Below are 12,983 nucleotides of genomic sequence, written 5' to 3'. Positions count from 1 at the left end.
GATGCTCATCATCGGCGAATGGCAATATGAAGATGGTAAGCAACACTATACCACAGCGAAAAATCCGGGGCAAGAGGAAGCCGGTCGGGTGAAGAATAGGGAGGGATCCGGCCTCGGTGCTTTCTCCGTTCGACATAGACCATACGAATGGGCTAGCTTTATAGAGTTTCCATGCGGATGCGGCTCCCACCACCGGATGGCTCCGCAGGCTCCACAATAAGCCGCTTGGGCAAGCGAGCGCGCAGTTCCGGCACGTGGCTGATCACACCGACGGTCAAGCTCTCCAGCTGCAGCTGTTCCAACGCACTGACTACCGTATCCAGCAGATCCGGGTCAAGCGTGCCAAAGCCTTCATCGAGGAAAAAGAACTCCAGCGGAGCTTCTCCCGTCAGTTGAATTTGAGCCGACAAGGCGAGGGCAAGCGCAAGCGAGGTCAGGAACGTTTCCCCTCCCGAGAGGGTGCTGACGGGACGACGGATTCCGCCGTTGGCATCGTCGCGGATGATGAATCCTCCCTCGGAATCCACCTCAATGGCGTAGCGGCGGCGAGTTAATTGACCGAGTCGGTCGGATGCCGCATGCGTGACCTGTACGAGCTGCTCCTTTGCTACGTAATCGATGAACGCATTTCCGCGTAACACGGTCTGCAGCTTCCCCATCCGTTCAAGGTGAACGTCCAGAACTCCCCTGCGTTCCTCCAGCGCCTTCCACTGCACATGCCGGGTTTGCAGCTCCTCCCGGTCTCGGACCGCTCGGGCCCGCCGTTCGAGAGCCGCCTCGTCCTCCTCACGGATTGCCGTAGTCGAAGCCACGACTTCGTTCCATACGTCATCCGTAACGAAGCGGCCGTCCTGCTTGACCGCAAGCTCCGCCAGCTTCTCACGCAGGAGAGCCGTTCGTTCGCGGAACTCTTGAAGGCCGCGGGTCCATGCCTCCTCGGTTTGGCTATCCAGCAACGCCGCGCTCACCTCATCCGCATCGCGGAAAGAGGCAGCCGCCAAGCTGGCAGTCCATCGCTCTTCGAGGTCCCGCTGAGAGGAAGCCGCTGATTCATGCGCTTGCCGCGCTGCGGTCGCCCGATGGCTTGCCTCTTCGAGCAGGCGGGTCTCCTGTTCCAAGGCGGCTCGTCCCTCGCGCTCCCTTTGGCGCAAGGCATCCAGCCGCTGTCGGGCACTCGCCATTTGAGCTTCCAGCGGCTCCATTGCCGAGCCGATGCGCTCGATCAGACGAGCCTGCCGCTCCTCGGTCTGCCGGGACAGCGCGGTTCGTTCCGTCTCCAGACGGACCTTGTCGCGCTTTAAGACTTCGAGCTGCTCGTGATGCCGGTCGATCTCCGTCTGGAGATCCGCCAGGTACGGCTCGCTCTTGCGCAAGCGGTCGCGGAGGGTATCCGCCATGCGGTCCTTCTCCGCGAGCCCCGACGCTTCCGCGGCAAACTCCGCGGGCGTGCGGTCGCCGTAGGCGCGGCTCCATGCCGCCGCCAGCTCCGCCGCACGCTCGCGGGCTTCCGCCGCGCGGCGCTCTGCTGCAGCGGCCGTATCCGCGGCGGCGGTTTGCCGCGCCGTTCGCTCGGCCTGCTCGCGGCCGAACCGGTCCGCGGCGGTAATGAGCGGGGACGCCGCCCGCTCCAATGCGCCGAGCTCGCGCTTCCACGCAGCGAGGGCTTCCGTCGCCGCCGCGAGCTGCTGGGGGAGCGTCGGCGTCTCATCGCCGGCGAGGGCTGGGACCGCTGCGGTGAGGGCTGCGGCTGCCTCGGCGATCGCGAACGCATCCGGGCGAAGGGCTCCTGGATGGGGGGACTCGGCGGACGAGAGCCTGCTGCCAGCGGAAGTCTCCCCTGTGGAGGCATGCGCCGCAGAGGCACCATCAGCAGAGATGGAAGCGACATCGTCGGAAATGGCTCCAAACGAACCTGCAGCTTCCCCCGTGCCCGCTTCACTGCAAGCGGCACCCGCCTCGGCGAGCCGACGCAGCTGCGCGGCCAGCTCAAGCTGCGCCTGGCGCACGCCGAAGCCGCGTTCGCGCGCCTCCGCCGCGAGCCGCTCCAGCCCCGCCGCCGCGTCATCCGCTGCCACCAGCGCATGTGCCCCCGCTGGCGCGGGATGCTCGAGCGCGCCGCACACCGGACACGGCGCGCCCGGCACAAGCGCGTGCGCAAGCTCGGCGGCGAGCCGTTCGCGTTCGCGGCTCGCTTGCTCGCGGCGACTCTCCTCGGCGGCCGCCGTCGCTTCCGCCGCGAGTTCGCCGAGCCGCTGCTCCAGCGCCGTCAGCGCGGACGCCAGCCGCTCGCCGCGGGCCGTCGCGGCGATAAGCGCCGCATGCGTGTCGGCACGCCGGACGGCGTCAGCCGCGCCTGCGGCGGCAAGCTGATCCAGCGTTGCCGCAGCCTCCGCGGCGGCCGCGGTGAGCTCGGCGGCGTGGCGCTCAGCCTGAGCGAGCTCCTGCGCGGTCCGCTCGGCGCTGCGCAGGAGCTCGCGGTCTTCCGGGCGCGTCTCCGCCGCCTGAAGCTGCTCGCGCAGCTCCGCCTGCAACGCGGAGCCCTTGCGCAGCTTCTCACGCGCCGCCGTCAGCACCGCCTCCGCCGCTTCGCGGCCTTGCTCTGCCCTTGCTTCCTGCGCGGCAAGCTCGGCCAGCCGCTCGCGGGCGGCGCGGATGTCCCGCTCCTCGCCGAGCGCTTGGCCGAGCTGCTCCAGGCGAACGGACAGCGGCGAATCCTCCGCCGCCCATTCGTCGCGAGCCCGCTCATAAGCTGCGCGCGTGGTTTCATGGCGCTCCGCCGCAAGCTGGCGGGCCGCCGCGGTTCGCTCTTGCTCAGCCGCAGCCGTAAGCGCCATGCGGGCTGCGGCTTGCCGCGCCTCCAGCAGCGGCTTCAGCCGAGCGGCACGTGCCGCTTCCTCCAGCTTGCACGCACGTTCCTGCCATTCGCCCGCTCGCCCGTTCAGATCCTCCGCTTCTCGTTCGAAGCGGGCGGCCTCCTCCTGCCACGCGCGTTGCTGGCGCAGCGCCTCGAAGCGCTCGTCCGCGGCCAGTCGCCGTTCCCGAACGGTTCGCGCCGCTTCCTCCGCCTCCCGCTGCCGCTCCTGGGCGGCTTCCACCGCTTCCTGCGAAGCATCGCCCAGTCCTTGTTGCTCCGCAAGAATGCGCTCCTTCTCCTGCTTGGCTTCATCCAGCCGGACGCCGAGTCGCTTGTTCAGCTTCTCTCCGTATTCCTCCAGATGAAACAGGCGTTGCAGCATTTTTCGCCTCTCCGCCCCCTTTAGAGCAAGGAACTCGGCGAATTTGCCCTGGGGGAGCACAACCGCGCGGGTGAAATCCGCCATCGACAAACCGAGAATCTCCTGAACCTTGTTGTTCACGTCCTTGTGCTTGTCAGCCAGCACCACCTGCTCCCCATCCCGAAGATGGATGATGCGGGTGACCGAGGACGAGAGGGAGACGTCATCCTCTCGCTTGAACTGCCGTTCTACCCGATAACGCTCCGGGCCGTGCTTGCGGGACAACTCAAAGGTGAACGATACGGTGAGTACCGTCTCGGCTTGGTTCATGATGCCCTGGGTCCCTTTGACCGCACGCTCCACTTCCCCGAACAAGGCGAGTGTGATCGCATCCAGAATCGTCGATTTTCCGCTCCCGGTCGGCCCGAAGATCCCGAAGACGCCGGAGCCGTTCAACCCCGTAAAATCAATCTCCTGCTTCTGCCGGTAGCTTTGCAGACCGGAAAGAGAAAGATGAATCGGTTTCATGCTTCCCCCTCCTTCTCCACAGCTGCAGCAGCTTCGCTTTCCGCCGCCTGCCACTCCTCTTCTGCCGTACTCGGGCTCCCGTCCCGATCCTCCGCATCCCGTTCCCCTTCCTGCAAAAGCTCCAGGAACAGCTGAACGAGAGCGGGCTCCGGTTCTGCCCCCTTGGTTTGTTTCGCATAGAACCGCCGGAACAGCTCGTCGATGGGAAGCTTGTCTCCCATCTCGTTCCGAAGCTCGTTCTCCTCTAAGGAGTAGACGGGCCGGATGTGAACGATCCCTTCCCTCGCCTGCCGCAAGCCTTGGATCTGCTCCATCGACAGGGCGTCCGTCAGGTGCAGCTCCAAGTCGATCCAGGCACTCGGATCGCGCCCTTCGTCCAGCCAGCGGTGCACCTCGGCGAGCCCGCCCGCCGCTTTCCAGCGCACGAGGGGCCTTCCGGCAGATAACGGAATTTCCCGAATCCGCGCTGGCTCTCCAGGAACTAGATCGGCAAGGGTGACCGACTTGGCCTGGCCCGCCTCCGAGAAGCTGTAGGCGAGCGGCGAACCGGAATAGCGGATGGGAGCCGCCGCGGCAAGCTGCTGCGGCCGATGCAAATGGCCGAGTGCAACGTATTGCGCCCCCGCCAGTAAAGCGTCGGTACCGACCGCATAAGCCGTTCCCAGCTGATGAATGGGCCGTTCCGAATCGCTTGTATCCCCGCCGAAGACAAAAAGATGGCTCATGAGGAGGTTCACGGTGTCCGCTCGGAATCCCTCGCATTGCCGAGCCACGATGGCTTTTACCCGATCTGCATAAGCCGCTTGCAGCAGAGCCTCGTCTGCTTCGTCCGAGAGCAGCGTCTTGAGTCGCGACTCGGAAGGATAAGGCAGTGCCATCAACCGAACCTCTTCGCCCGTGCGCTTCACACCCAGTTGGATCAACTCCGGGATCGGATGCCCGACGAGCGAGATGCCATGCCGTTCTGCGAGCGGGGCCGCTGCAGCCAGTCGTTCCGGGTTGTCATGATTCCCGGAGATGACCGCTACATGGCGAGCCCCTCCGTCCGACAAGCGGGAGAGCGCGTCAAAAAACAGCTTTTCCGCCGCAGAAGGCGGGTTCACCGTGTCATAGACGTCTCCGGCCAGCAGAACGAGGTCGACCTGCTCCTCGCGAACGATCTGAACAAGCTCCTCCAGCATCCTTTCCTGCTCCGCCAACCGGCTCCGCCCTTCAAGCGTGCGGCCCAAATGCCAGTCCGCCGTGTGTAAAATACGCATACGTGCCTCCTCATTTCCCCGTCAGCCGAACCGACCGGGCCCCATCAAAGAAATACACATGAATTTCAGCCGGGCGTTTACCCCGGACCGCTTCTACAGCCCGTGCATAGAGGGTAAGCTGCAGCCGGTACCGCTCGGCTCGCACCGCTGCATCCTCTTGCCAGAGCGAATCTGTCTTATAATCGAGCAGCACCAGCCCCGCCGCATCCTCAAACAAGCAGTCAATGATCCCCTGCACGAGAATGGGCTCGGAGGCGTCCTTGCCCGTTAAGCCCGGGTACAACTCCCCTGCCGGCAGCTTAAGGCTGAACGGCAGCTCTCTCTCCACCCGATGCGCGAAGAGCAGCCGCTTGCCGATCTCCGTGTGGTAAAAGCGGAACAGCTCCGGCGCCTTCACGCTTGCCGCTTGCTCCATCGTGAGCAGACGGCGGGCGGTCATCTGCTCCACCGTGCGCACCACATCCTCCTCGGACAGGGCCGGATGAAGCGGAAGGCGCTGCATCACTGCATGGTAGACGGTGCCGCGTTCTGCGGCCGTGAGACCACGCTCCTCCGTGAAGCGTGGTCTCCGGAAGGCTCCGACGCTGGCGATGGCCGCGCTTCTCGGTTCCTTTTCGCTTCCGCCGCTTCGCGTTCCGGCATTCATTCCAGCATTCTGGTTCTCCGCAGCATCCGGCAGCCGCCGCAGCCCGTCTCCCGAGATAAGTTCCTCTTCCGCTGCCGCCAGCTGCCGCTCGGTGAGCCGCTTCAACTCGCTAACCGTGGTCTTCGTGACCACATGGGTCACCGCTTGATGCGGATAGCTCCAGGACAAGCGGCGATCCACCTCTGCGTACAGGGCAGGATCGAGCGGAAGCCCCGGAGCGGCATGACCGCGCTTCAAGTCATTCAGCCACTCTGCCGGGTCAATCGGCTTCGGCGCGTCCTGCTCTTGTTTCGCCTCTTCGGCGTAATCCAAGGCGGGCGCAATCAATATGCTCCAGCGAGAGGGGTCGTTATCCCCCGGCAGGGCAAGCATGGTCCCGGCCGCACGAAGCAAAGCCTCTGCATCCGGGTGGCGGATGAGCGCTGGACCGATCCAATCCAGGTAGCAGGATGCGTTCGCCAGCTCATAGTCCGGCAGCGTCTCTCCCCCTCCAGCGCCGGATCGCAGCCAGCTTCCCGCTGCCTTCGCCGCATCCTTGACCGTCCCCACCAGAATGAGCTTTTCCCTCGCCCGCGTCAGGGCGACATAGAGCACTCGCATCTCCTCGGCGAGCGCCTCCAGCTTCAACCGGCGGCGAATCGCCAGCGTAGCGAGACTGGGGTAGCTGAGCCGCAAGGAGAGATCGATCGTTTTCGGACCGAACCCAAGGTCTTTGTGCAGCAGGAACGAGCCGTTTAAGTCTTGCCGGTTGAAGGGCTTCGAAAGCCCCGCCACAAACACGACGGGAAACTCCAAGCCCTTGCTCTTGTGGATGGTCATGATCTTGACGACATCCTCTTGCTCGCCCAGCGAGCGAGCCGCTCCGAGGTCTCCTCCCGTCTCCCGCATCCGATTCAGGAAGCGCAAGAACCGGAAAACCCCACGGAACGAGGTAGACTCGTATTGCTTCGCCCGATCATGAAGAGCACGCAGGTTCGCCTGCCGCTGAACGCCTCCCGGCAATCCGCCGACGAAATCGTAATAGTTTGTCTCGCGATAGAGCCTCCAGATCAGGTCCGCTACGGTCGCTTGCCGTGCCTCCCGGCGCCAGCGCTCCAATTGTTGAAGAAAGCCGAACACCTTTTCGGCTAGTTGCGGCTCGATGTCCTCCCGGAAGTCGGGATTCGTCTGACCATAAGCCAGTACGGCATCGAAGAACGCTCCGTCCCGCTTGTGAACGCGAAGCTGGGCAAGCTCGTCCGCCGTAAATCCAACCAAGGGAGAACGAAGCACCCCGGCGAGCGGAATATCCTGGTACGGGTTGTCGATCACTTGAAGCAAGGACAGCATCACCTCGACCTCAACCGCCGAGAAAAAGCCGGTGCCCAGCTCCGCATAGACCGGTATGCCCGCCCGACCGAGCTCCTCCGCGAAGATCGGAGCCCAGCCCGCGGTCGAGCGCATGAGAATGACCACATCGCGGTACGTGAGCGGCCGCGTCTGCTCCGATCCTTTTACCGACACCGGAAAAGGCACTTCTCCGTCTCGCCCCATCAGTTGATGAATCCGTTTGGCCACAAAGCGCGCCTCCAGCCGAGCCGTTTCCTGCTCCTGCTTGGTCAGGGCGTCCTCTTCCTCCGCAGCTCCGTCTCCCTCGAAGTCCGCTTCTCCTCCTTCAGGTCCCTTCGCTCCCCGAGCGGCTTCGTTCCCGCTGGCATCACCCAAAGCGGCTTCAACCCCCGAGATTCCTGTTGTGTCGTCCACCTGAACAGGCAGAAGATCGACCTGCCCGGCTTTATCCAGAATGACGGCTTCGACGGCAAGATCGGCGTCCACTTCGGGATAACGCGCACCCGGCACGAGCTCCGCGCTCGCATCATAGCGAATCTCGCCCACCCGCTCCTCCATGATCTGTCGGAACAGGTAGTTGACGCCGTTCACCACCTCTGTTCGACTGCGGAAGTTTCGAGCGAGGTCAATGCGAAGACCTGCTCTGGCGGAGAGAAACTCGTCCGCTCCCCTTCCCGCCTCCTTGCGATAGGCCTTGTACTTTTCCAGGAAGAGGCCAGGCTCGGCAAGCCGGAAGCGGTAGATGCTCTGCTTCACGTCTCCGACCAAAAAGCGGTTGCCCTCTCCGGTGCGCGAGATGAGAGAAACGATCGTCTCCTGCACCCGGTTGGTGTCCTGATACTCGTCGAGCAGCACTTCCTCGTAGTGATTCCGATAATCAAGCGCCGCTTCGGAGGGGAGGGGCTGTCCTGTCTCATCGATGCCTCCCGCAAGAATTTGCAGGGCGTAATGCTCCAGGTCGGAAAAGTCCACGAGCCCCTTGTCCCGCTTGGCCGCCCCATAACGAGCCGAAAAGTTGCGGACAAGCGCCGTCAGCGCCTCCATCGCCGGAGCCATGCGGCGAAGCTCCTCCTCGTACTCGGCGCGGGTGCGCGTGAACAGCTCTTCTTTCATCTTCGCCCAGCGGGTTTTCGCTGCGTCGCGCAGCTCCTGCGCTGCCTTTTGCAGCGCTTTGTCGTATTGGTCACCTCGGCACGGCTTCAAGCGGCCGAAGATGGCGAGTCCCGTCGCGCTTTGCATCTCGTCCCACTCGCCGTCCGCAAGCACCAGCATCTGGCGGAATGCCTCTGCTTCCGCACTGAGGTTTTCCCTGTACGGAGCAGGACCTCCGGGAAGAGAGGTCAATCGTCCGGCTTCTTCCAGCAAGCCGATGATGCCGGACAGCTCCAGCCGCACATCCGCTTGCAGGCTGTGGAACCATAGACTGGCTCCGACCGAGCGCCCTCTAGCGACGGCTGCCCGAATGTCTTCCGGCTCCGAGTCGCTCTCCAAGTGATTGCTCAATTCCAGCTCATCCGCTGTCTGCACGCTCTTATCGGTTCTCTCTTCTCCTGCCCCCTCTCCGCCAAACCGAAAGGCCATCTCGGTGAGCCAAGCCTCCGGATTCGGATGGCTGCGGGAAGCCTCGTACAGCGTCTCAAGCAGCTCAAAGAGACGGCCGTCTCCCTTCTCGCCGCCAAAGCCGTCCGCAAGCAACCAGAAGCCGTCCCCCTCCAAGGAAGAGGAGAATCGGCTGTCGATCAGCTCCTCAAGCAGCTCTTGGCGAATGAGCGCCGCTTCCGTTTCATTGGCGATGCGGAAGCCCGGGTCCAGGCCGATCGTTCGATAATGCCGTCGAATGACCTCCAGGCAAAAGGAATGCAGCGTCGTGATCGAAGCGCGCGGAAGGAGCGCAAGCTGCGAGCGCAGATGACGCGAACCCGGATTTTGGGTCAGCTCGTTCTCCAAGGCGGTGCGAATCCGCTCCCGCATCTCGGCTGCGGCGGCATTCGTAAAGGTCGCGACCAGAAGTCGGTCCACATCGAGCGGATTCGCTTCGTCGCATACCCGGCGAATGATCCGTTCGACCAATACGGCCGTCTTCCCCGAGCCGGCTGCAGCAGCAACCAGCGTATTTTGTCCGCGGCAGGCAATCGCCAGCCACTGCTCATCGGTCCATGTCGAACCGGCCGGCTTTGCACCGAGTCCACTCATGATGGTTCCTCCTCATCCGCTCGTTTCGCTTTTTCGGCTGAACGCTCCAGTGCTGACCAGACCGCATCGTTGCCATAGGCGGGCAGCGTGCGGAACTCGCCGCCGGGAAGCCCCGTGTCCATCTGACACACGGCCCGGTAAGCGCAGTAATCGCAGGCGGTCTTCTTGCCGAGCTTGTACGGCTCCACCTTGGCAACCCCTGCGGTGATGCTCGATCCGATGTCCGCCGCCGTTCCCCGAACATGCTTTTGCAAGAGCGACCATTGATCCTCGCTTGCCACCGGCGTTCCCTTGCGGAACGTGCCGTCCTTCTTGATCGTGACGGGGACGATATCCGAGGCTCCGCTGTCTGCGGCGAGCGCGGCGTCCATGAGGCCGAGCGCTTCCTTGTCAGCAAGAAGCAGTCCCTTCATCTTGAAGCGGCGGCGCAGCTCGGCCTCCGCTGCCTCGGCATCGATCCGCCCCCGCATGCTGAGAATCGGATTGTGCACGTGGAAATAGAGGACGCCTGCCGGAATGGCCTTCTGCCCGAGCCAGCGCTCGGAATGGCTGACGACGACATCCAGGTACGTCAGCATTTGCAAGGACAACCCGCTGTACAGCTCGGTCAGATCGAGCGAGCGGGCGCTCGATTTGTAGTCGATGACGCGCAGGTACATGCCCTTCTCCCCGTCCGCCCGATCGACCCGGTCGATTCTCCCCGCGATCTCCATACGCGCGCCGGTTGCAAGCGGGAAGACAAGCGGCGGCAGCTTCTCGCCTGGACCGAAGGCCAGCTCCAGCTCCACCGGGTAAAAGCCGTTGCCGCGCGCATGCTCCGCGATAACTGCGGACGCTCGCGTCACAATCTCCTTCAGCTTGCGGGCTATGTACCGGTAGCGATTGTTGCTGAGCAGGATTTCACCCTGCAGGCGAGGAATGATGCGGTCCACCGCCTGGGCTGCTTTGTCCCGCACCTTGTCTGCGGGCAGGTCGGACCAGTTCAGTCCGTCCGCGTTCAGCTCCCGCACGACTTGGGTGAGCGCCGCATGGAAGAGTTGCCCGATATCGGGCGCTTCCAGCCGGAACAGCTTGCGTTCCTGCAGCCGCAGCCCATGCGAGGCGAAATGAGAGAACGGACAAGCCACAAACCGCTCCATGCGCGAAACGCTCGCTCGCAGAACGTCTCCGTACAGCTCCTTGGCGGTAGCAGGAGCAAGCCGCTCCTGCCCAATGCCATAGGTAAGGGCACTCTGCAGGAGGTGAATGCCGGAGCGTGCTCCCTCCTCCATCCAGCGATAAACCTCCTGCCAGACCGGAGGAACGGCTTGTCCCTCGAGCCCGCTCTGCAGGAAAGTTCCAAGATCCGACAGCGCTCGGTCGGGATGGCTGATGTAAGGGAGCACCTCATCGTCCGCCAGCGCAGCCGGCGGAGCTGCATGCAGGAGCTGTTCCCTCTCGCGGGCGAGCGGAAACACAGCTCCCAGTTGGCGGATGATCTCCGAGGGCAGCAAGGCCTTGCCCTCGTCATCCGCTAGCGAATAGCTGAGCCACAGCCGGTCCGAGGGAGCTGTCAGCACAGTGTACAGCAGGAGCTGCTCGTCCAGCAGCCGACGCCGGGCGCCGCCCGGCAGCTCAAGGCCGGCTTCATTCAGCCGCAGCCGTTCCGCATCGCTCCAGATGCCGTCCTCTTCCGGTTTCGCTGGAAGCACCCCTTCGTTTGCGCCAAGCACGAAGACAACCGCCTTTTGCTCGGAGCGGGTGCGATCCATCGAGCCGATCAGCACCTGGTCGAGCGCAGGCGGAACAAGGCCGAGGCACAGGCTCTCCAGCCCGGTGTCCACAAGCCGCTCGAACAGCTCCGCATCGAGCTCGTCGTTGCCCATCAGCTCCACCAGCTCGTCGAACAGCTCGACTACCTTCTCCCACAGTTGGACGTGCATCTGAGCTTTTTCCGGTTCGCCGATGCGAAGCGCCTCGTCCGCCCAGCTCTGCAGGCGGTCCGGCACTCCGCAGGTAACAAGCAGGGAATAGAGCGCCGAGGCCCGATCCCGAACTGTCTTCGCCTGCTTCACCTGATGCTCATATTCCGCAAATCGGCGGATGATGAGATCGCGATTGGCCTTGATGAGCGCATGGCGCTCCTTCTGTTCCTCCGTCGCTTCTCGAGGCGCTTCTTCCTCTTCTTCATCCAGAGGGAGCGGCACGTACAGCTCCCAATACCGGTCATCCTTCCAACGGCCTCCCGAGATGCCACGAGCCAGCACGTAATTCTCCAGCAGGTCCATCCCCCGGCGATCATCCGGAGAAGCCAGCACTTCATCGGCTGCGGCGGCAATCGCCTGATCCGCGAAGAAAGCCAGCTGCCCTTCCTCAAGCGCCTCCTGTTCCCCTCCAGGGGCTAGTCCAATGGTCATCCCGTCCAGAAGCGCCGCCGTGGACTCGCCGAGTAAAAAGTCCGTTTTCACGCAGCGGAAAACGGCTTCATACGGCCAATCCCGGTTCACGACCTCCTGCGCGGAGCGAATGAACTCCATGAGCGGATGGTGCAGCACCGGACGCCGCTCGTCAAGAAAATGAGGGATGCCGAACGAGTCGAACACCTGTTGAATCAAATCGGCATAGTCATCCATTCTCCGCACGCGAACGGTCATCTCGCGGTACCGCCGCCCTTCCTCCCGCGCGAGCCGCCGAATCTCCCGGGCACAACCTTCGACCTCGGCTCTCCGGTTCACCGCAGCGGCAAAGACGATATCGGAGCTGAGCCCGCTCTCCGGGTACACGATCCGCTTCGCAGCAACCCGCTCCTCAAAGCTGCGTTCGAGATACGCCAGCATTGGACTTCTCCGATAACGGGGCATCGAATCGGGAGATAGGACGACCGGGTCCTCCACCGCTACTCCAGCCTCGTCTGCTTTTTGCATGAGCTGCGCCATCGCCTTTCCCGGCGAATAGAACAAGCCGAATTCATCCGGCTCATCCCCCGCCCGATAAGGCCGGTCGAGGGGCAGGGTGAGGGTCACGCGGCGTGCATGCTGAGCAAGTCGAACGAGGACGCGTCTTTCCTGAGGGGTGAAGCCATAGAAGCCGTCCACCCACACTTCGGCATCCTTCAACCACGGAATCTGGCTCGCCCCTTCCGCCAGCCGGTCGAGAAAGGTTTCGCTGTCCAGGAAGCGCCCGGTCAGCACCTTCCGGTAATCGTCATACAAGAGGGAGAGGTCTCCCAGCTTATCGGTCAAGCGGTCGCTTCCCTTCGACGCCCCGTCCCCGTCTTGCTCCTGCTGTTCCCGCATGCCGCCGATGACGGCACCCATTTCCTCATGGAACACGCCTCCCCTGTCAGGCATCAGCCGTCTGGCGGCAAGACCCAGCTCCTCAGAAGCGATGAGGTTCCGCTGAAAGTCCTTGAACAGCCCATTCAGTGCCTGGGCCACACCCAGCTTGCCGGGCGGCTGCCGGAAAACCGTCAGTTCCTGCTCATGGCGATGGAGAAGACGTTCGAGCAGCATCGTTTTGCCGAGGTCGCTGACCGGGACGCCTGCTGTTCCGCCCAGCTCCTGCATAGCCCGCCAGGCCAAGCGCCGGAAGCTGAACACCTGCGCCCGCATATAGCCCGAGATGCCGGGCAGCGCGAGCAGCGCCTGCTCCGCTTGAAACGTCGCCTGCTCGGGAACAAGCAGAAGAAGCGGCCCGCCTTCCGGGTCGCTCCTCAACCGTTCTCCCATCTCGTTCAGGCAGTGAGCGGTCTTGCCGCTTCCTGCCCGGCCCATCACAAAGCGTAATGCCATCCTCGTTCCTCTCCTTGCCAACTGTACCTCTAGATTTCTTCTA

General features: G+C 63.5%; 4 protein-coding genes. All 4 read right to left on the bottom strand.

What is annotated here, in order from left to right; translation table 11 throughout:
• Positions 1-158: 158 nt before the first annotated feature.
• The 4 genes from AAFN83_RS18270 to AAFN83_RS18255 are packed head-to-tail and all read right to left on the bottom strand — an operon-like array spanning position 159 to position 12,940.
• Entirely contained in the window at positions 159-3,743 is a 3,585-nt protein-coding gene (locus tag AAFN83_RS18270; protein ID WP_347772002.1) for an AAA family ATPase, read from the bottom strand.
• Positions 3,740-5,002 (bottom strand): exonuclease SbcCD subunit D, encoded by a 1,263-nt coding sequence (locus AAFN83_RS18265; protein WP_347772000.1) that lies wholly within the window; start codon positions 5,000-5,002, stop codon positions 3,740-3,742. The genes AAFN83_RS18270 and AAFN83_RS18265 overlap by 4 nt, the downstream gene beginning before the upstream one ends.
• Before the next feature lie 10 nt (positions 5,003-5,012).
• Positions 5,013-9,170 carry a UvrD-helicase domain-containing protein gene (locus AAFN83_RS18260; protein ID WP_347771998.1) on the bottom strand — a complete coding sequence of 1,386 codons (4,158 nt, stop codon included), beginning with the start codon at positions 9,168-9,170 and terminating at the stop codon, positions 5,013-5,015.
• Positions 9,167-12,940: a PD-(D/E)XK nuclease family protein gene (locus AAFN83_RS18255; RefSeq protein WP_347771996.1), complete on the bottom strand. Its 3,774-nt coding sequence runs from the start codon at positions 12,938-12,940 to the stop codon at positions 9,167-9,169. Before AAFN83_RS18255 ends, AAFN83_RS18260 begins: the two co-directional genes overlap by 4 nt.
• Positions 12,941-12,983 lie beyond the last annotated feature (43 nt).

Origin of the sequence: Gorillibacterium sp. CAU 1737, assembly GCF_039888655.1 — a bacterium.
Taxonomy (GTDB): Bacteria; Bacillota; Bacilli; order Paenibacillales; family NBRC-103111; genus Gorillibacterium.
The sequence above is the reverse complement of the archived record's forward strand: the minus strand, read 5'-3'. Positions and strand labels throughout refer to the sequence as shown.